Annotated in this window: 19 protein-coding genes and 1 pseudogene; 7 read left to right on the top strand and 13 right to left on the bottom strand. The window is 41.6% G+C overall.

Going from position 1 to position 20,866, the window contains the following annotated elements; genetic code table 11:
• Positions 1-134: 134 nt before the first annotated feature.
• Together PTE_RS22715 and PTE_RS06000 are read right to left on the bottom strand one after the other, a co-directional pair.
• On the bottom strand, positions 135-2,657 hold the full coding sequence (locus PTE_RS22715) for a phosphotransferase (protein WP_051477217.1): 2,523 nt from the start codon (positions 2,655-2,657) through the stop codon (positions 135-137).
• Positions 2,658-2,677: 20 nt separating this feature from the next.
• A complete protein-coding gene (locus tag PTE_RS06000) occupies positions 2,678-3,622 on the bottom strand; it encodes a prenyltransferase (protein WP_036844048.1) in 945 nt (314 codons plus the stop codon).
• A gap of 601 nt (positions 3,623-4,223) precedes the next feature.
• Here PTE_RS06000 and ubiT point away from each other — a divergent pair.
• Entirely contained in the window at positions 4,224-4,571 is a 348-nt protein-coding gene (ubiT, locus tag PTE_RS05995) for a ubiquinone anaerobic biosynthesis accessory factor UbiT (protein WP_051477215.1), read from the top strand.
• On the top strand, positions 4,565-5,068 hold the full coding sequence (locus PTE_RS05990; RefSeq protein ID WP_036844047.1) for a GNAT family N-acetyltransferase: 504 nt from the start codon (positions 4,565-4,567) through the stop codon (positions 5,066-5,068). The genes ubiT and PTE_RS05990 overlap by 7 nt, the downstream gene beginning before the upstream one ends.
• Here PTE_RS05990 and PTE_RS05985 read toward each other — a convergent pair.
• Positions 5,037-5,351, bottom strand: coding sequence for a GIY-YIG nuclease family protein (locus PTE_RS05985; RefSeq protein WP_036844046.1), 315 nt, complete (start codon positions 5,349-5,351; stop codon positions 5,037-5,039). The genes PTE_RS05990 and PTE_RS05985 overlap by 32 nt on opposite strands.
• 266 nt (positions 5,352-5,617) lie before the next feature.
• Between PTE_RS05985 and bhsA the strand changes: the two genes are divergently transcribed.
• Entirely contained in the window at positions 5,618-5,869 is a 252-nt protein-coding gene (gene bhsA / locus PTE_RS05980; protein ID WP_036844044.1) for a multiple stress resistance protein BhsA, read from the top strand.
• A 192-nt stretch (positions 5,870-6,061) separates the two neighbouring features.
• On the opposite strand, the pseudogene tnpA reads toward bhsA, so the two are convergent.
• A pseudogene (gene tnpA, locus PTE_RS23420) lies at positions 6,062-6,385 on the bottom strand (IS200/IS605 family transposase).
• Positions 6,386-6,531: 146 nt separating this feature from the next.
• Between tnpA and PTE_RS05975 the strand changes: the two are divergent.
• Complete coding sequence (locus tag PTE_RS05975; RefSeq protein ID WP_036844338.1) at positions 6,532-6,963, top strand: YhbP family protein; 432 nt, start codon at positions 6,532-6,534, stop codon at positions 6,961-6,963.
• Positions 6,964-6,965: 2 nt separating this feature from the next.
• Here PTE_RS05975 and nrdG read toward each other — a convergent pair whose 3' ends face one another.
• The 4 genes from nrdG to pyrI form a co-directional block, all read right to left on the bottom strand.
• Positions 6,966-7,430 carry an anaerobic ribonucleoside-triphosphate reductase-activating protein gene (nrdG, locus tag PTE_RS05970; RefSeq protein ID WP_036844043.1) on the bottom strand — a complete coding sequence of 155 codons (465 nt, stop codon included), beginning with the start codon at positions 7,428-7,430 and terminating at the stop codon, positions 6,966-6,968.
• A complete protein-coding gene (gene nrdD / locus PTE_RS05965) occupies positions 7,427-9,586 on the bottom strand; it encodes an anaerobic ribonucleoside-triphosphate reductase (protein WP_036844042.1) in 2,160 nt (719 codons plus the stop codon). Before nrdD ends, nrdG begins: the two co-directional genes overlap by 4 nt.
• 255 nt (positions 9,587-9,841) lie before the next feature.
• The gene (gene ridA / locus PTE_RS05960; protein ID WP_036844040.1) at positions 9,842-10,228 is read right to left on the bottom strand and encodes a 2-iminobutanoate/2-iminopropanoate deaminase; all 387 of its coding nucleotides are present in this window, start codon (positions 10,226-10,228) and stop codon (positions 9,842-9,844) included.
• Between the two features lie 94 nt (positions 10,229-10,322).
• On the bottom strand, positions 10,323-10,787 hold the full coding sequence (gene pyrI / locus PTE_RS05955; RefSeq protein ID WP_036844037.1) for an aspartate carbamoyltransferase regulatory subunit: 465 nt from the start codon (positions 10,785-10,787) through the stop codon (positions 10,323-10,325).
• 467 nt (positions 10,788-11,254) lie between these two features.
• Here pyrI and PTE_RS05945 point away from each other — a divergent pair, with 467 nt between their 5' ends.
• Positions 11,255-12,475: a DUF819 family protein gene (locus PTE_RS05945; RefSeq protein ID WP_036844033.1), complete on the top strand. Its 1,221-nt coding sequence runs from the start codon at positions 11,255-11,257 to the stop codon at positions 12,473-12,475.
• A gap of 111 nt (positions 12,476-12,586) precedes the next feature.
• Here PTE_RS05945 and PTE_RS25415 read toward each other — a convergent pair whose 3' ends face one another.
• The 3 genes from PTE_RS25415 to argF form a co-directional block, all read right to left on the bottom strand.
• Complete coding sequence (locus PTE_RS25415) at positions 12,587-12,964, bottom strand: hypothetical protein (RefSeq protein ID WP_070974587.1); 378 nt, start codon at positions 12,962-12,964, stop codon at positions 12,587-12,589.
• Positions 12,965-13,193: 229 nt separating this feature from the next.
• Positions 13,194-14,117, bottom strand: coding sequence for an aspartate carbamoyltransferase (gene pyrB / locus PTE_RS05940; protein ID WP_036844030.1), 924 nt, complete (start codon positions 14,115-14,117; stop codon positions 13,194-13,196).
• A gap of 312 nt (positions 14,118-14,429) precedes the next feature.
• Positions 14,430-15,446 (bottom strand): ornithine carbamoyltransferase, encoded by a 1,017-nt coding sequence (gene argF, locus PTE_RS05930; RefSeq protein WP_036844026.1) that lies wholly within the window; start codon positions 15,444-15,446, stop codon positions 14,430-14,432.
• A 164-nt stretch (positions 15,447-15,610) separates the two neighbouring features.
• Here argF and rraB point away from each other — a divergent pair, with 164 nt between their 5' ends.
• Positions 15,611-16,027 carry a ribonuclease E inhibitor RraB gene (gene rraB / locus PTE_RS05925; protein ID WP_023045479.1) on the top strand — a complete coding sequence of 139 codons (417 nt, stop codon included), beginning with the start codon at positions 15,611-15,613 and terminating at the stop codon, positions 16,025-16,027.
• Between the two features lie 115 nt (positions 16,028-16,142).
• Here the strand turns inward: rraB and PTE_RS05920 are convergent, their stop codons facing one another.
• Positions 16,143-18,950 carry an RHS repeat domain-containing protein gene (locus PTE_RS05920; RefSeq protein WP_036844024.1) on the bottom strand — a complete coding sequence of 936 codons (2,808 nt, stop codon included), beginning with the start codon at positions 18,948-18,950 and terminating at the stop codon, positions 16,143-16,145.
• A gap of 654 nt (positions 18,951-19,604) precedes the next feature.
• Between PTE_RS05920 and PTE_RS05915 the strand changes: the two genes are divergently transcribed.
• A complete protein-coding gene (locus PTE_RS05915) occupies positions 19,605-19,991 on the top strand; it encodes a hypothetical protein (protein WP_051477214.1) in 387 nt (128 codons plus the stop codon).
• A 42-nt stretch (positions 19,992-20,033) separates the two neighbouring features.
• Here the strand turns inward: PTE_RS05915 and PTE_RS05910 are convergent, their stop codons facing one another.
• Positions 20,034-20,807: an amino acid ABC transporter substrate-binding protein gene (locus tag PTE_RS05910; RefSeq protein WP_036844021.1), complete on the bottom strand. Its 774-nt coding sequence runs from the start codon at positions 20,805-20,807 to the stop codon at positions 20,034-20,036.
• Positions 20,808-20,866: the final 59 nt, after the last annotated feature.

The raw sequence follows: 20,866 nt of genomic DNA, 5'->3' as shown, positions 1-20,866 counted from the left end.
TGCTTACATCATGGCCCTATCTGCACGTAATAATATTGGCGTAGGTCAATCAATAAGACACGAATGTATTACAAACTATTGCCGCACCCTTATTTTAGAGGAAGAGTAAATTAAATAATTTATTTGGGTTACTATTAGTTCCGCGTTAATGAAATAAGCCAGCGGATAGTTTTCATTGTGCGTTCCATAAATGGATAGCCAACAACCTTATGCGCCATCATATAAAGCGGTATTCTTCTCATCCATAAATCACGTAATGCGAGCTCATAGCCACGTTGCCAACTTATTGGATCGAGAGAGAGTCCCGATTTTTGTTCAAGTTCAACCCGGTGCAGTTCAATACAATAGGCCACACTGTCCGCATCGCTATGCTGGTCTAAACTAAAGGCCAGTAATTCGGCAAGGTCGCGCTGTGGTAGATGCAAAGTAGACAACTCCCAATCCCAGGCGCATAAACGCAATCCTTCTTCCTGCTGCCGGAAGGCAATATTCCTAGGGTTGAAATCGCCATGGATCAATGTCCTGGGCATTTGTTCGATTTCTTGCCACCAGGTGGCGGTGTTATCTACCCAGTGCTGAAAATCTTGTTGTTCTTCGGAGGTGAACAACTCAGGGAATGTCTGGTGAATAAAATTGCCTAGTTTTTGCCACAGGGGATTCATCTGTGAAACGGTATCGGCATCAGGAATTTGCAGTTGTGGGAATTTCCACATAAGCTCGCCTTCCCGCCCTAACCAGATGGAATGAATATCGGCTACCCCTCTGATAGCGGTTTCAAGATGGTGCTGTTCCCACGGTGTTTCCAGGTTAATATTGTTCATTAGCACCATATCCTGGAGTAATTCTTCAATCAGGGCATAAGTTCCGGTTGCCTCATTTTCAATCACACCATAGATAACGGGTATATAGCGCATCAACTGTGGATTTTGCTGATTCATAATAGCCAGCTCACGGCTATGACTTTGGTTAAATTCAAGATGGTGGGCAAAATCCTGGAAAACAGCAAACAATTCAGGGGAACAGTGCTTGGCAATATCCAGGACCATTTTAACGATCTCACTCCCCAACGGTTTCAGTTTCAGCATCACTGGCAGAGTACGTTGTGCGGATGTCGTCATGGCAAAGGGAAATAAACCAGTTAAACGTTCCGCATAATTCGAGCTCAGATGCGTCAGTAGACTGTGTCCATCATTGCTAGAAAATTCAGGTTTGATCTTGGTCAGGTGAGTTCCCTGTAACACAGGATTAAAGTTTGCTTGCTGGAAAAATGACAGATCAAGCTCCTGTAGGGTGTGCGGAATAATATCGCTAGTGTGGGTTGGGCGGTTGCGGCCAAGTCTTTCATGTGATTGAGCAAACTCATCAGCTGCAACAGCTGACAGTGTTGAAATATCAAGAGCCAGGCAATAACTGGCGATGATTTCAGCCAGGCGGGCAGTGCCGTTTTCATCGGTGCAGCCCAGCATGTTCAGACATTCACGTTGGTGTGGTAAATAGGTCCCGCCACCGACTGTTCCTACGATTAGCGAGGGCAGTGTGACACTGCAATAGACTCGGTTATCGGCAGTTAATGTCATGTGTAAATGCGCGACTGATGATTCATGCACACAGGCGATGTCTTGACCGAGGGCAGTAAACATACCGGCGATAACATTTGCTGCATTAATATTTACGCCGACCATCCCTGAGGCGATAGCCCCCTCGCTGATATGATGATAAGCCGTAACAAGTTGCTGCGGAGTGACTCTCAGGATTTGCTGACAGGATTCAGCACTGAGATAAACTTCGGCAACGACACGTGTCCCACGTCCTTCAATAAACGTTTTATAAGAGACTTTTTTATCGCCAGAAGTATTACCATCTATCATAAAGTGGCGCAGGGGTATAAACGCCATTTTGGCGAGTTGTTGTTGGATCCATTGGCATGCATGCCAGGTGCAGACGGTAGTCATATTTTGGCCTGCTGCTGCCGCTGTATTGTAGATGAACTGCAAATGGACGCTGCGCCCAATGATTTGAGGCTTTATTTCCAGCAATTGCGCGTGTTTGGAGTGGCGGCCAATTTCATGCCGTATTTCGCTGAGATGCTCGTTAATCCAATCACTGAACATGACGCTGTGTGTTACGCTATGAAATTCAAAACGGGGTGCTCGTATCATGCGTTGGCCGAGCACACGGGTAGTGGTGCCACCTGATTGCATAATGGCGGAGGAGCCACGGGATATTGACGCAATTAAAGCGCCTTCTGTGGTGGCGAGCGGTGCATAATATACCCCTTGAGCGTATTGTCCCTTTATCAAGAGAGGGCCAGCGATCCCCACAGGGATTTCTATTGAACCAATAAATCCTTCAATGGTTTTTGTTAGTTTTGTCGCATCCAGATGGGTAGCGGCTACGTGTTCCAGTGGATGCCCTGTATGTTTTATCAGATAATCCAGGCGCTTTTGCCGGGCTTCCTCGGTATATGTATAGAGGTGGCGGCGGGGCAATAATTCTACTTGGGTTGCTTCTGTGCGGACGGCAGATGCTTCTTGGTGTTTAATGCTGAATATGTCACGTGATAATTCGAGAATAGAATCTCGCGCACAGTTTTTTATGTGAGCAGTGGTATTATCTGAGACATCAAATACGCATGATTGGATTTCTTTTTGCAACATAACTATATTTCCTTTAATACCTAAGCAAACCCAAGCTTTATTAAGATGCTGGCAGTGCAAACTGAGTAACCCAGTACCATAAATATTCCCACTACAGCCTCATCGCGTTTGCGATTCTGGATAGTGGGGCGATGAAGGAATTTGCCTAATTGCCATAGACATAATGCATAACAAACGACCAAGATAATTAACGCCCATAACGCTATACCATCAGTGGTGATATTGATTAGCCAAATCTGTAACGCCAACATTACGGTGAGTAATGATGCGATAATAGCGACGGCTATTTTTCTGCCGAAAATAGATGAATAAGTCGGTATTTCCAGACGCTCTTCATCCGGACCTTTACATTTGCGTGTAATTTCGAAACTGAATCCAGAGAAAAAGCACAATCCCATCAAAACCCATATTGGGAAAGTGAGTGCAACGTTAGGGCTGGCGATATTGCCCAACCACCAGATAATGAGCGGCATTACCAGCATATGGGAAATGGCGTACCAAGTGAGGTGTTGGTTTAACCATTCACCGATAAAGAACTCTTTCCCCATAAGGCAGGTCCAGATAAAGACTAATAGCCAGGCAAAAGTGACTGAACCAACGCCTTGATCTAAAAATAGACTTCCACCCAATTGCAATGCGATACAACAGATACCGAGTACCCGTAGATTTTTCAGCGTAATAATACCGCGCTGTAAGATCCGCTGTGGGTGGTGTTCACAATCCAGTTGATAATCCTTATGCTCATCGAATATCCGTAATAGTAAAAAATAGGAGAAGGCCATCAGGCAACCGAGCAGGATTTCCCATGACAAAACAGGCTTTTCCCCTATTGAATAAAAAGCTACGGAATAGCTGATGATATAAAAAATAAAGAAAAGCGGTGCATTTTGTAGCGGGAAACGCTCATCCATCCATAGCTTTATCCTCTTACCAATGAATTTTGAATAGATATCTTGGCCTTCCATACGTCATTCCTATTTATTGTATAAAGATTAAACTAATATACGTTTGTAACAATCCAATCCAAGGATAATAAATCCAAAAGTAAATCTTAATAAAGTCTATACGTGCTTTTTAGCAGGTAGCCGTAAGAAATACGTATCGACCAGCGCCATACGTTAAGCCAAAAATTTGCAATCCGCTATAATCAGGATGTGTAAATTTAAATATCAGTATGCAACTTATGTTTACATTTTCTTTCATAACTGTATGTTTGTCTGATGTTTTTGATTGAAAAGTAATGGGCCTTGATGTCATGTTTCGGTCCGATATAAATGACATCCACCCCGTTATCTACAACAACTATGCTCCACATAAATAAGCTTTTTGTGGGGCAAGTCTGTTCTATATGAAATACTGGAATAAAGTAATAATAATTAACAATTGTAATTAACTGAATGGTGAGATGTTTTGATTTAGAGCAGTTTATAGGCGGATATTACCCCAATAGTTGAAAGGTAAAATTTACAACTGGTTCTGTATTGGATTCTTGATGTAGGATCGGAGAAATACCGATATATTCTGGTTGAATAGCTATGCTACTTTATCAAGTAAGGAGTTTGAGCTGTGTTAGGAAAAATCCGCGATCTTAATCTGCGCTGGTTTACTACTGTCCGTGATAATCATTTAGTTGTCAGCCAGCATAAGCAGAAAGGGGTTAATTTCATCGGCGAAGCCAATAATCTGATTTTAATAGCTATCCGCAAAGAAGAACTGGATATTTTGTTTTTCCTGTGTCGTTGTCGTTTGTGTATTGCAGGGAATGCAGAATCAGGGTTGTATGTTAGAAATTGGGTAGATGCGATAGCACTGAAGCCTATGCCTGCTGTTCTTCGTACCGGTTTATTGCGATTGGTTGAGCTTATTAAAGTCAGTTTACCGGAGGGCGCAGAACATGCGCGATTATCATGTTGATCAGGGTAGAAATTCCAGTAGATGCAGCGGGAATAGATCAATTACTGCGGAAATCTTTTGACACCCCGGCGGAAGCGGAATTGGTACAACAATTGCGGGAAGATGGATTACTTACGTTGGGTATGGTTGCTACGGATGAAGAAGGTCAGGTCATTGGTTACGTGGCATTCAGTCCGGTAGATATTAATGGAGAGGATCACCAATGGGTTGGTTTAGCGCCGTTAGCGGTTGCTGAAGAATATCGTCGGCAGGGAATTGGTGAAAAATTGGTTTATGAAGGTCTGGATAGCCTGAATGAATTTGGTTACGGCGTAGTCGTTGTTTTAGGTGATCCGCACTATTATCGCCGGTTTGGTTTTACGCTTGCCAGTGAGCACCAGTTACATTGCCAGTGGTCAAAGTGTGAACCCTATTTTCAGGTATATGAATTAGCTGACAGTTCCTTGGCTGATTATACTGGGCTGGTTACTTATTCTCCCCATTTTGACCGTTTCTGATTGATGCCAAATATTTTGCTATACAGATGGGCTGGCAAATAACCAGCCTCTCTTTTTGTTGTTTACTCAATTGCTTTACCTGATATTCCAGTTGTGAGGCACGGGCTCTGTCTCCGGCGTGACTGCTGAAAACCAGCTGTAATGGTCCTTTCCCTCTCAGTGCTTTTGCTCCTTTACCATTTGCATGTTGCGCAAAACGGCGGTTGATATCTGTCGTTATCCCTGTGTACAGCATTCCTGCTTTTGTTTTCAGTAAGTAAAGAACCCATTGATTTTTAGCCATATAATTTTTCTTAATTTTTTATTTTTGTATTTTAGTAAGACGTTTTTTCTATATTACTTTTCTGAATAAATTGGTTTAAGTCATTATAATATAACAATTTTATCAAAATTAGTTACATATCAAATTCCTATATTAACTGTTTTTATTCAAAAAATTTGAAATAAAATAGCAATAATTGCTAATTTTTATTCCGGTCGTTAGAGCATACTATGATCCACATCACAGAGAGTAACTCATTCCATTAAAAATTGATCAAGGATCATGTTATGAAAAACGTAAAATATATCGCTGTTGCTTTGGCTTTAAGTGCTATCTCTTTCGGTAGTATGGCGGCAACAGAGGTGCAAACTACTTCATCTACCAAGGTTGGCGTGGTTTCTGTAACCGGTGCTGATACCTTGGAAAGCTTGAGTGCTGAATTGTCCAAAAAAGCTGACGAAGCTGGTGCATCTTCTTTCCGTATTATATCTACCAGTGGTAAGAACCAACTGTCAGGTGTTGCTGAAATCTATAACTAATTTATAGTAGAACACACTGAACCCTGACTCTGTCGGGAGATGTCAGAACACGCCGTAGGATGATGTTTATCCCGGCGTGGTTCTGGGTTTCCAGGCCAATAAAAAATCCTCCCATCTTAACCTCCAAAGGGTACTCCCGCCGATACAAGGCGGGAGGGGAATTTGGACGGGCTTGAAAAGCCCGAAAAACCCTCAGCCATGTTGATGCTGAATGTATTGCTTTACGACTTCCAACGGAGCACCTCCGCACGAACCCGCAAAATAAGAACGTGACCACCGCACCGGTGAGAGTTTAATTGTGGGTGGGTATTCAATCAGCATGTGGACATGAGCAGATGCGCCGTGGCTTTCTTTCAATTCAGTACCAAAATCGTGGCAGACCTCGCCTGCATACTGATGAAAGGCTGCGGAGTGTCAATCACTGCGTATTTTCCGCCTGTATTTGGTGACGAAAACAAGATGTACATGCTAAAGAAAAGCGGCATGTCTTGAACGGTTGATTTTGTATTTTTGCATTGAAATTAACCCAATAGACAGTAAGATAGTGAGTCAATTGACTCCACACTGAATACTCATGCTCATCCTGAAAGCCTACAAATAATGGGGATCCCCCTCCTGAGTCACGGAGTGCGAAGGTGGGGGAGGATGTCAATGGAGGGAGTGTGAATACCACTGAAAACTTTCAGATTATCCGCCAATACTTCGCAAGACAGCACGTTTTCACGCTTTGTACAACAGCAGAAAATGATATCTGGTGTGCAAGTTGTTTCTATGTTTTTGATGCCGATAAAATAGCCTTGTGGTTTATGACTGAGCCTCATACCCGTCATGGTGAAATGATGCAGATAAATTCACAGGTGGCAGGGACTGTTGCCGGGCAGATTCGTAATATTGCACAGATAAAAGGTATTCAGTTCAGAGGGGAAGCCATTCGTCTGGAAGGAGAAGAGGATAAAGTTGCCAGAGCGCGCTATTGCCGCCGTTTTCCTGTGGCAATAGCGGCCAAAACACCTATTTGGCAACTGGATCTCAGTGAAATAAAAATGACTGATAACACGCTGGGATTTGGTAAGAAAATCTGTTGGCAGCGATAAAATTATCTAAGTCGATGAATAATCTGGTTGCGGCTGCCGCGCCATAATAAGCCGGGATCATAAAGATTCTGTATGAACTTGCCATCTACCAGCACATTAATATAGCTAACAACTTCCTGTTGGGCTTTGCTGAGTTCACTTAGCAGATAGCCAGTCCACAGCCAGATATCCTTTTCAGGGCACTCTGCCGTGATTCGTTTTACCAGTTTCAGGATCACGGATATGTTGTGCGGATGAAGAGGATCGCCGCCAGACAAAGACAGCCCTTGCCGTTTAATGCGGCTATCCTGTAAATCAGCGACAATATGGTCTGCCATTTCCTGGGTAAATAGTTGGCCGGAATTTGTTCGCCAGGTGCTTTTGTTATAGCAACCGGGGCATTGGTGCTCGCATCCTGCAACAAACAGCGTACAGCGGGTTCCGGGACCGTTAACTACATCAACAGGGTAATATTGGTGGTAATTCATTTTTTAGCTTGCCTGAATGAATCTAATTGTCCGTTTGTCAGATGTTTTACTCTGCGTTTCACCTCTTCTTGCTTACCTGAATTGAATGGGCGGGCGTCAGGGCTTCCCAGATAACCGCAGACACGGCGGGTTACTGATACTCTGGCGGGTTCATGATTGCCGCAACGGGGGCAGAGAAACCCTTTACTGGTACAGGAGAATTCACCAGTAAATCCGCAGTCATAGCATTCGTCAATGGGGGTATTGGTTCCGTAATAAGGAGTGTGTAAGTAGCTGTAATCCCAGATATCTTCCAGTGCTTTCAAATTATGTTGCAGATTGGGATATTCGCCGTAACAGATAAAACCGCCGTTTGCCAGTGGTGGATAAGATGCCTCAAAATCCAGTTTGTCGTAAGGATTGGCCTTCTTTTCAACATCAAGATGGAAACTGTTGGTGTAATAGCCTTTGTCCGTCACTCCTTCGATAACACCAAATTCAGCGGCATCAAGGCGGCAGAAACGATCACACAGGTTTTCACTTGGTGTGCTGTACAGGCTAAAACCATAACCCGTCTCTGTTTTCCATTGATCAGTTGCTTTTCGCAGATGGTTAACAATTGCGAGAGCCTTTACTCGTAATTGCTGGTCATCAAATAGATGAATCTGATTGCCATACAATGCGTTAATGGTTTCATGAATGCCAATATAGCCCAGAGAGATAGAAGCTCTGCCATGTTTAAAGATTTCAGCGATATTATCATCGGCTTTCAGGCGAACCCCGCAAGCACCTTCCATATAAAGGATTGGAGCAACTCGTGCTTTGACACCTTCCAGACGGGCAATACGGGTCATCAATGCTTGTTTTGCCAGTGCCAGACGCTTATCCAGCAATCGCCAGAAATATTTTTCATCTCGTTTGGCTTCGATAGCAATCCGAGGCAGGTTTAAACTGATAACTCCCAAATTATTGCGACCTTCATGAATTTGCTCACCATTTTCTTCATAAACACCGAGGAAACTGCGGCAGCCCATTGGGGTTTTAAAGGATCCAGTGACTTTAACAACCTGATCGTAGTTAAGAATATCGGGATACATTCGCTTGCTGGCACATTTTAGAGCCAGTTGTTTGATATCGTAGTTAGGGTCACCAAGCTTATGATTCAAGCCATCACGGATAGCAAATACCAGTTTGGGGAATACGGCTGTTTTGTGGTTCCTGCCCAACCCGGCAATACGGTTACGCAGAATAGATTGCTGGATTAGACGGCATTCTTTTGAAGTCCCCAGACCAAAGCCAAAAGTGACAAAAGGTGTCTGTCCGTTGGCGGTATGCAGTGTATTAACTTCATATTCCAGTGACTGGAAAGCGTCGTAACACTCTTTTTCTGTCTGTGTTTCAGCGTAAGATTTTTTATCGGCAATATCCCACTCTTCAGCAATGGCCAAATGTTTGTCATAGCTGGCTTTAACGAATGGTGCCAATACTTCATCTATACGGTTAATCGTGGTACCGCCATAAATATGGCTGGCAACCTGGGCAATAATTTGAGCAGTTACCGCTGTTGCGGTTGCAATGGATTTGGGGGGCTCTATTTCGGCATTACCCATCTTGAACCCGTTAGTTAACATGCCTTTCAGGTCGATCAGCATACAGTTGAACATCGGGAAAAAGGGTGAATAGTCCAAATCGTGATAGTGGATTTCACCTCTTTCATGAGCCAGTACCACGTCACGCGGTAGCATGTGCTGTTTGGCATAATGCTTGGCAACAATTCCTGCCAGTAGATCGCGTTGGGTTGGAATAACTTTACTGTCTTTATTTGCGTTCTCATTGAGCAGGGAAATATTGCTCTGTTCGACCAAACCACGGATTTCCTGATTAAGGCGGCTGCGTGATTCCCGGGCAGGATCCCTGTCATGACGATATTCAATATAGAGACGGGCAAGGTGCTTGTAGTTGCCTGCCATCAATTGGTTTTCTACCGCGTGCTGAATGTTTCGTATATCAACTTGACTATGGTCAGCCATTAATTGCGTTACTGTGGATGCAACTTGAGCACAGTACTCATCATCTGTGACTCCAGCGGCAGAGGCGGCCTGTTTGACGGCATCTCTGATACGGATTTCATTAAATGGTACCTGACGACCATCTCGTTTTATCACAACAGTTTTCACAATATAACTCCTTGAGAATGTTATCCAAAGGTATAAGTCATTCTCGTTCTAATATTCAGCTTAAATAGAGGTGATGCTATATATGGTTTGTATTTTTATATTTAAGCACAATATGTAGTAAGTGAAAGTAAAATAATAACGACCTGATTTGATCTAAAACAAAGAACAGAAAACTATGTCTGGGAGATGGGAAAAAGTAAAAAACCCTTGGTCAATGGGTGAACTGACCAAGGGTTTATGGGAAATGGATAGGGATTATTTACGAACGGCAATCGCTTCGATTTCGATTTTAACGTCTTTTGGCAGACGGGCTACTTCAACACAGGAACGTGCTGGGAAAGCGGCATTGTGTGCTTTGAAGAATGCTTCATAAGTCGCGTTAACCGTGCCGAAGTCATTCAGATCTTTAACGAAAACAGTTGTTTTAACAATGTCACCGACAGTCAGACCTGCTTTCTCAACGATAGCTTTAACGTTTTCCAGTGATTGACGAGCCTGGGCAGCGATATCTTCTGCGACATCACCTGTTTCTGGATTGACTGGAATCTGACCAGAAGTGATTACCATACTGCCCAAATCAACACCCTGAACATATGGGCCAATTGCAGCAGGGGCTTTCTCGGTATTAATCTCGTATGACATAGGTTCTCCTGTTAATGTAATAACTGAATAAATATTTCAACAAAGGGACTATTATAGTGCCCGTACCTGCCTCAGCAACCGGCATAGATTGTTTTTACTTGCTGAGTATCACCACATTGCGATCAAACTCTTTCTCGCAGTATTTGCAGGTCAATACCACATCTTCAAATGTGACTTTGACCCGAAAACTGCTTTCTACCGGCTCATTGTGGCTGATGCAATTGCTATTAGGACAGACTAACACGCTATCAATACGCTCAGGCAGGTTAATTGGCAGTTTCTTCACAACCTCATAGTCTTCAATACAGTTCACTGTTGCATTTGGCGCATACATAGCAAGCTGATTAGCCTGTTGTTCTGTCAGAAATGTGTTTTCGATTTTGATGAGATCTTTTTTACCTAGCTGATTGGAAGGCAGGTTCAGGCCGATGGTAATGCGTTGATCGGTTTCAGTCAGCTTAAATAGAGAGAGTAACTTGAAACCTACATGAGCTGGGATATGGTCAATCACCGTACCGCATTTAATGGCTTCGACTTGTAGTTGATGATCTTGGGTCATAGTGTTCTGTATGAATACATCTTAGTGACAACTATTTCTGTATTCATCCTCCGGAGATATTGTTAAGAATCGACACATCTTCCATTTTAGGTGGTGCCATCTTGTTTATCCAGATAAGAAGATATTCGTATCTACTGCCAGCTATGTGTTGGAAACAACGTAACCGCCGACAATTGAAGGAAAAGAGGCCACAAATATCATATAAATTAAACTGATGGGCAACTTCTAGCGTACTTTTAACGTTAGATTGCTGATTCTGCTGTTGATAAAAGTATGAAGGTAATACCTGATTCATGAGTTGGTGTATTCTCCTAAAAGTCCTAACATCTTGGTACATTCCCTTCTAAGGGATATTGATCTTTTTGCTTTAGAATAGGGTTTCCATTTAAAATTTTCTCCACTCTAATGATTTATTTTTCTGAGTGTGTTTTTATTATGAGATGATAAACGAGGTGATAGGAAAAATAATGAATAATACTCTGATTGATCCTAATGATACTTTATTCCTTTGGGCCTTTGTGATGATTGCCGCGACACTGGCGATTGTAATGGAACAGAGATATAAGTGGGCATCGAAAGTACCCGGTGCCATTATGGCATTGATTATTGCTATTTTTGCATCCAATTTATATATAATACCGACCGAATCGGTAGTATACGATGCTGTTTGGCAATATATAGTGCCGCTGGCAATACCTTTATTATTATTTAAGGTTGATTTACAGAGTATTATTAAAGAAAGCGGGAGGCTGCTTATATTATTCTTAATGTCTTCTGTCGCGACTATAATTGGTGCGGTTTTAGCATTTAAACTTCTCAGGAATTATATCCCTGAATTGGATAAAATCAGTGCTATGATTTCCGCGTCATATACTGGTGGTGGAGTGAATTTTGCGGCAATGGCAGCCAAGCTGGAACCCACTCAAAATATGACGGCATCGACTATCGTCGCTGATAATCTCGTGGTAGCTTGTTTTTTCATAATATTAATAGCTTTAGCGGGTTGGTCATTTGCAAGAAAGTTTTGGCGAAGTTCTTATTCTGAGGCGATAGAAAGTGATCCCAATTCAGATAGATCGAAATCTTTGGCAGGATCCTATTGGCAACCTAAGAATATCTCACTGAAGGATATTTCATTATCTTTAGCATGGTCTATCTTTATAGTCGTTATTTCGTTTAAATTATCGGCTTGGTTAAAAGCGTTTTCAGGACAACCTGAAAATATCTATCAAGAGTTATTTTTTAGTTTGATATCAGATAAATATCTTATTTTAACAACAATAACTTTCACTATGGTTTCCATATTCAAAAAGGCTTTTAATAATCTAAATGGTAGTCAGGAATTAGGAACTTATGCGATTTATATGTTCTTCGTTGTAATAGGTATCCCTGCTTCTATAAAATTAATTATTATCAATGCGCCTTTGTTATTTTTATTTGTATTTATTGTTGCAATGATTAATTTATTATTGACTCTTGGTGTAGGTAAATTATTTAAATTTAATCTTGAGGAAATTATATTAGCGTGTAATGCAAATATTGGTGGTCCAACAACGGCTGCGGCGTTAGCTATCAGTAAAGGTTGGGTAAATTTAGTTGGGCCTATTATGGTTATTGGCACAGTAGGATATGTGATTGGTAACTATGTTGGCGCAATTGTTTATTTTATTGTTACAGAAATTGTATGATATTCTCAAGCACTAAGTTTTTATCGATGTTAAAAATTTAGTGCTTTTAAAATTAATTGTGAATATATTGAATTCTTATGATGTATTTATAGGGTTTAGTTATCATCTCTATTAAATGGTTATATAAAAACCTTGGAAGCCGAATAAGAATATTAGTGATGATGTAAATAGTATTGAGAAATTCGTAAAATATTCTTTATAATACTCTTTGCTTAAAATAACACTTAATAATAATAAAGCAGAAGTAACCCATAGGTATTCTAGCCTGGCTAAGAGATGAGAGTAAGTATATAAATTAGTGTATGCATCGGTATGTCCTATACAATAACCGGTCAGAAAAGCAATCGCTGATAATATTATCAATCCTAATGTATTCCTCCTGGGATTATTCCATTTGATACCTATTTTTTCTGAATAACGTTTTAAAAATCTAAGTGCATAATAGCTAATAAAATACATTCCAATTAGCCCAAAAAAATCATTACTCATTTTAATGTCCTTAATTGATTGACGTTTGAACGTTAATGATATGCCTCTATCAGGAGGCATAAAATATGCGTTAATTGTACCTCTAAGTCTGCCAGTGTATTATCTGAGTTCACTTTTAATTTTGAAGGTGAATAAATAGACTTGCTATTCAATTATATACAGAAGTAGAACGTCATTTCAAAAGTAAATGATAACGATTCCATTTGAGGACATTCAATATTTTCTTTAATCACTCATTTAAAACTAGAGACAATAGTGCCTGACGGGCATAAATACCATTTTCTGCCTGTTGGAAATAATAGGCATGGGGGGTTTTATCTACATCAACAGAAATCTCATCAATACGTGGCAATGGATGCAAAATTTTGAGGTTCTCTTTCGCTCCCGTCAGATCGGCAGTATGCAGAACAAATTGCGCTTTTACATTGGCGTATTCGGATGGATCAAGGCGCTCTTTTTGCACGCGAGTCATATAAAGAATATCTAGTTCCGGCAACACTTCTTCTATATTGGTATGCAGGCTGTAGGTGGCGCCTTTTTCATTCAGCATATGAAGAATATGATTTGGCATTGCCAATGCTTCCGGGGCGATAAAATAAAAATGGTTGCCATTAAATTTCGCCAACGCTTGTGACAGTGAATGAACCGTGCGGCCATATTTCAGGTCACCAACCATAGCGATATTCAGACTATCCAGCCGTTGCTGAGTTTCTTGAATAGTGAACAGATCCAGTAAGGTTTGTGTTGGATGTTGGTTAGCACCATCACCAGCATTGATAATCGGAGTATGACCGGAAAATTCGGACGCCAGGCGCGGAGCACCTTCCTGCGGGTGGCGCATCACGATAGCGTCAACATATTGGCTGATAACGGAAATAGTATCTGCCAGTGTTTCGCCTTTCTTACCCAAGGAGGTGTTGCTGCTGTCTGAAAAGCCAACCACGGAAGCGCCAAGGCGGTGGATTGCGGTTTCAAAAGAGAGCCGGGTACGGGTAGAGGCTTCAAAGAAACAGCTGGCGATAACCTTGTGTTTCAGCAATTCAGGCTGTGGTCTGGCTTTCAGTGTGGCAGCGGTTCGCAACACCAATTCCAGATCTTCGCGGCTCAAATCATTTATTGAGATGATATGTTTGCGATATAACGGATTAGCCATTTTTCACTCTCCTCTAATGCTGACATCCGGGGTGGTGATCATCAATTGATTACCGGGCAAAAAAAAGCCCCTCAATGAGGGGCATTAAATGATTGGTTTAGCAACGGGAAAAACAATGATTGCTGGCTGCCTTTAGGCAGTTGCACCCGCACTTTAGCTTGATGAAAAGAAGTGCTGTTTTTCATGATTTCTCCCGGCAAATTGTGGCGCATTATACTCGCGAAAAATCTCACAGCAAGCGTTTGCCCGAAGAAAAATGATATTCGCAGGACCTCTTCTTTGCAGACATAGCCCTGCGGACATCATAACTAATTAGATTTTAAGATCACTTGCCAGTGTCGCTACCATTATCGCTTTAATGGTATGCAGACGATTTTCTGCCTGATCAAACACAATGCTATGCTCTGACTCAAAAACTTCATTGGTGACTTCCAGCCCCCCATACATATTAAATTCAGCGGCGAGTTGCTTGCCTAACGTCGTTTCTTCATCATGGAATGCGGGCAGGCAGTGCAGGAATTTTACCTGTGGATTGCCTGTCATGTTCACCACATCCATATTCACCTGATAAGGTTTCAATAGGTTAACCCGTTGTTGCCAAACTTCTTTTGGCTCTCCCATAGAAACCCAGACATCGGTATAAAGAAAATCAGCGTCTTTAACCCCCTCAGGGACATTTTCGGTTAGCGTAATTTTCCCGCCTGTTTTTTCGGCCAGTTTCTGACATTCAGCAACCAGTGTTGCATCTGGCCAGTACTGTTCAGGAGCAATTAACCGAACATCCATGCCTGTCAATGCCGCGGCTTCCAACATAGTATTACCCATATTGTTACGGGCATCCCCCAAGTAGGCGAATTTGATTTCTGACAGCGGTTTCTTTGGTTGATGCTCCTGAATAGTCAGCAAATCTGCCAGTAACTGAGTAGGGTGAAATTCATCCGTCAGCCCATTCCATACAGGAACATCTGCATATTCTGCCAGGGCTTCAACCACTTTCTGAGCATAGCCGCGATATTGAATACCGTCATACATGCGGCCAAGTATACGGGCGGTATCCTTAATTGATTCTTTATGACCAATCTGGCTGCCACTGGAGCCAAGGTAGGTGATATTTGCCCCCTGATCGTAAGCGGCTACTTCGAATGAACAGCGAGTGCGGGTGGAGTCTTTTTCAAAAATCAGCACAATATTTTTACCTGTTAGCCAGGCTTTTTCTGTGCCGGATTTTTTAGTCGATTTTAATTCAGCCGCCAGTTTTAGGAAAGCATGGATTTCTGCTGAGGAAAAATCAAGCAACCTTAGGAAATTACGTTGATAGAATGGATTCATTGTTGGATATCTCCACAGTTATTTCTTGCATTTAAATTCAATTTATATCTATAAAAATTCAATTTCAACTCCGCATTAGATTTCTTTGATGTAAACAGTGGTTAGCCTGCTTGTGGTGTGGGAGAATGAACTTTGGGACGGCCAACTGATTGAGGGTATTGGGTATGGCAAATCAAAAAGACTTAGAAGAACAACGCGAAGAAACGCGCCTTATTATTGAAGAATTACTGGAAGATGGTAGTGATCCAGATGCGCTTTATGCCATTGAACACCACTTTTCTGCGGAAGATTTTAATCTGTTGGAAAAGGCGGCAGTTGAAGCCTTTAAGCTGGGTTATGAAGTGACTGACGCGGAAGAATTGGAAATCGAAGATGGTTCTATTCTGATGTGTTGTGATGTCATCAGCGAATGTGGGTTGAATGCTGAATTGATCGATGCTCAGGTTGAACAATTGGTAAATCTGGCTCAGAAGATGGGCGTCAATTATGACGGCTGGGGCACTTATTTCGAAGATCCTGATGAGCAAGATGAAGACGGCGAAGATGATTTGCCAGAGCAGGGTGAGACCAGACTTCATTAATAAAATCAGCTCGTTGTAAATCTTGTGTTAGCCCTGGTCGTGGCTGATGCATGTGATTTAAAGCAAAATAGTCCTTATATGCTGTTGCGAATAAGGACTATTGTATTTTATTGGATTATCTTATCAAACCATGTTCTCTGACCTTTGAAAGAATCGTCCCTTTCCTGATTTGGTTTGCTTCGGTGATTTCCCGTTTTAATTCTTGTCCCAGCTCATTAGAAACCAGATCCTTATGTTTTTCTGCGAGTTCTCCTAACTCTTCTGCGGTATGAACAACGCCGGTCACTTTCCATGCCAGAGACAGGCCTTTTAATGCTATTTTAGCCGCTGGATGTGGTGCAATCGCTGCTGCTGTATCTAGCGTAGCGCCGACAGTCGCGCCCAGTGATGCTCCTGTAATTAACGTATCCGTTGCAACCTCCTTTAAATCATCGGAGGCTTTTTGCAATTCTTCCAGTTTCTCTGGGGTGACGGTAGCAGTGGCGGTACCTGCTTTGAATACTTTTTTTATCCCTGCAAAAGTGAGGCTAAAATTATTAATTGCATCGGTTCCTGCGGCTTTTGTCAGCTCTGTTTTGTTTAACTCACCTACATTGCCGGCTGCGGCAAATTCTCCGGCAGTCGCGACTAAACTTGCTCCCTCTTTTATTGCTTGAACACCAGGGACTTGTCCGTGTGCGAGATGTTCTGCCGCTTCTTTGCGTCCCGTTATGTTATGTGCCATCTGCTTAATCGGGTCATAGTTTGCTTTTAAAGTGCTCGCTTTTTGTGTGATTTTACTTATTTGTTGATCACCATAGGATTCAGATGTGGGAGATGATATTTGCGGCCTTTCAGCTTGTTGATTTCTATGCTTGTAAAGTTCATATGCTACACCTCCAACACCTAATGCGCCTGTTGCTACTGTTTTAAATATGCGCCCATCTTCATCTATCCCTGTCATTGGATTGTTTCTTACCATACGGTACAGATTTAAACCATCCACTGTTCCTGCTGGGTCTGCGCTTAACCATCTACCTGCCCAAGGTTGATAATAGCGGTAGCCATAATAGTACAGTCCCGTTGCATCACGTTCTTTACCTGAATAACGAATAGTTTTATAACCGGCTTCAATCTGGTTTCTTGCCGCCCATACTGCGGTCCCACCGTAGGGGTAATATTCTTCCCAACTGATAATTTCCCCGTGCATATTCAGTTCCAGTTCGCTGCTGTCTGTCAGATTATCGTAGCTGTATCTGACTTGATTGTTATCTATGCTCGCTGGCTGGCCTTTTTCCCAGTGTAGTACCCGTACTTGTGCCCGCCCCGCTTTTCCAACAGTAATAACTTGCAGGTCTTCCGTTATATTGGCGCCGTTTTGTGTGGTACGCAGTTCCAGGCCGGGCAGGTAAGTGACTCGCCGCTGCATGGCATTCTCTGTTTGCTGCTCATTTACTTTCAGTACCCGCATTCCATCACTGCCATAACGATACCACTCGCTTCCGGTGTTTCCATTCTGGCTGACTTGCTGTAGTTCTCCCCGTGATGTCCAGTTTAGAGATTGCCCTGATAACAGGCTGGTTTGATGACCACCTGCATCAAAGAATGTATCAACGAGATTGGGATCTTTGGTCAGGGTGTTTAAGACGCCACGGTTATTGCGGTTTGAGATAGTCATATCCGTGGTGTAGTTATTGTTACTTGCCGGAGCGCTATGTCGGATCTGCGTCAGGTTGCCGCTATCGTCGTAGGAATAGGTTCGGGTATAGTTGGTATAGGTGTTGTCATCAGTAGGAAGTGGGGTAACTGGGGAAGGAAGTTGGTTTCCTTGTTGACCAATGTTAGCTATTTCGCGGCCGGTTGCTTTGATTAGCTGGTACAAAGAATCATAGGCATAAGCATTTTCCGGTACCACTTTCTGATTACGCCAGAATCGGGTTGCTTCTGCGTCATTACGAATACTGATCACATTGCCAACCGGATCATATTCATAACGTAAGTCCTGTAGTGGTTTTGCGCTATCCTGAGTTCGGCGGGTTGTGATGTTGATTAATCGCAGGGTTTCTGGTTCATAGGTATATTCCGTAATAACGCCGTTACCGTGTTCTTCACGTAATTTTTGTCCGGCTGCTGACCAGGTAAGAGACTGCACAATAACTTTTTCAGACTGGCCTTTTAGTGTTAACCAACTCCCTTTCAATTGACCTGCCACGTCATAAGACAGCCGTTGTACATTTCCCTTCGCATCGATCTGGGTTAGCAGAGCACCAATGGCATCGGTTTTATTTTGAGTCGTGAATATGTTGTCATTCAGTTTTGTACGCCAATTATTTTCATCGTCACTGCGCCAGTCAGCTTCCTGATCGTCGGCTATCAGTTGACGGGATTGCGACAAAATGGTTCCTGTCAGGGAAAGGCTTTCCAGTTGTACCAGCCCCGCAGTGTCATAATGGCGTACACATTGTCCGGCGAGATTTTGGTTTTTCTCCGCATCTGAATGACTTGCCCAGATAAGGCGTTCTGTGATTTTCTCGTTTTCTTGCACCAACTCGGTGACGGTGAGTAAGCGGCCGGGTAGAGTGTTATCTTCATAGTGATTGGTTTGACGAACACCTATTGCATTGATGCTCAGTACTGGGCGTCCTTCGATATCGTTCAATGTAATGGTTCGGCCAGCATCAATACTTTCTTCACGCAGTGTATTGCCAGCCAGATTAAAGACACGAGTAAAGTTCGAACCATTTTGGTTTTTATACCTCCGTGGATCAGTACTTTTTACTTGAAATCCCTGAGTATTGAACTCATAGCGAGTGATTAATTCGCTACTGTTTTCTTCATCAGCTTGAGTACGCAGATATTCCAGAGTACGTACATTCAGCCCTCGGTTATCCAGTACATTGACAGATGGGGTATTTCGGTTAATTGCAGAATTGTAACCAATCATATTTTAGCTCCTTGTGATGTTTCAATTCGTTTAGGCAACTTGGTAGTAACAACCTGAGACTTTACTATGGAATGAATAAATCTTTAACAGAATAGTGTGATAATTTTTGAAATTTACAGTATGGGAATTAATATTTCAATAGATAGAAATAGAATGGTATAAGAGCAGAGAAATTATTTTCATTGAAATTTTTTATGGACGATAAATATTATATTATTTTTTGGATTAATAATATAAATAAAGATTTTTATTTATATTATGTTTTTATATAAAAACCAATAATATTGAATTGGATTGATTTTAAATTTTTTTGAAAATGTCTTTTATCGTTTAATTTGTTTTTGATATTAAAGATTTGTTTGCGGATATTGAAATGAAATATATAAGAAAGTTTGGTGGTTTTTCTATTAACTCTTTGATGTAAAATAAATTAAGAATAATTATTGCCATTGTCTATAATATATGTGTTGGTAAAGTATTTGAATAATTCCAATTTATTAACAGAAGAAAATAATTCAGTTTTATAATTTTTTTCTAACGCATTGATATTATTGATTATGATTTTACTCTGCATTAGTAAGTTAATAGTAATGTCATATATATTAACATTAATTACCTTAGGAAAATAACATTAACTTTAAAAAGGTGTTTCAAATGGCTAGCGTAACTCATATTAGGAAAGTTATTAATGATACTCCCAGAAAAATCTATATTGTGGAAGGTCAAAATAATGGCAGGACTCATATTATTAATGCTAATTCTGTATTGATAACTAACATTAAGGTGCCATGGATTGGGAATCAAGAGGAGAGTAATAAGGCTATCCGTATAACGATAGTGGGTGAACCAAGCACCGCGATTATTTGGGTTTTTCAAGATTATTGGAATCCACCTCATAAGGATCAAATGAAATATTATAAAGGAGAGGATTTTAGCTATGCCAATGCAAAGAATATAGAAGGGCCAAGTTCAGGAGGAGGGAATAAAACTTTGCGTTTCTATATAGATAATAATCAGATATTGAAATTCAAAATAATTTAATTAAGAGAGAACCGCTTCTTGCAAAAAGAAGCGGTTATTTTCTTATTTAGAAACGTCGGTGCCAAAATATTGAGTAGAAATACGCAGATAAGTGCCATCCGCTTTGATATCGGCTAACGCTTTATCGATAGCAGCTTGTAATTCTGGTTCGCCTTTCCGGATTAGAATACCGACCTGATCACCATTGGGTTCAGTTGCGACAATTTTTACCGGTGCATTGGGTTTGTGTTTCTTGAAATCCAAATAGGAGAGATTATCGTTGATAGTAGCATCGGCTCTGCCTGTAGCAACCAAATCAATTGACTGATTAAATCCTTCAGTGGGGACGATTTCTGCGCCGTGACGTTTTGCTAATTGAGCGTAATTACTGGTTAAGGAATGACTTGAAGTTTTACCTTTTAGATCGCTGAACGTTTTAATACTGTCATTATTTTTGCGGGTGATAAGTACGGCTTTAGATATAATATACGGAGCGGAAAAGTCATATTTCTTTTTACGCTCTGGTGTAATAGCGACTTGGTTAATTACTGCGTCATAGCGTTTGGCATCAAGTCCGGCAATAAGCCCATCCCACTTCCCTTCGGTGAATTCCGCTTTGACATTCAGACGGCGTGCGATTTCGTGGCCAATATCAACATCAAAACCGGTTAAGGCTCCTGAAGCATTGTGATAGGTAAATGGCGGATAGGTTCCTTCGGTAGCGATTTTAAATACGCCGGTTGATTTAATGTTATCAAGACCAGACTCTGCACTGGCAGAATATGCAATGCCAAATTGAATGACGCCAGCCAATAATACGGTGAGGAATGCTTTCATTTTATTTCTCCAAACTGTCAGAAAATTTATTTAATCGTAATTGACTTGATGGACTCAAA

Source organism: Photorhabdus khanii NC19, assembly GCF_000517265.1.
In the GTDB taxonomy this organism is placed as follows: domain Bacteria; phylum Pseudomonadota; class Gammaproteobacteria; order Enterobacterales; family Enterobacteriaceae; genus Photorhabdus; species Photorhabdus khanii.
Note: the sequence above shows the minus strand (reverse complement) of the source record. Positions and strands in the feature narration are given on the sequence as shown.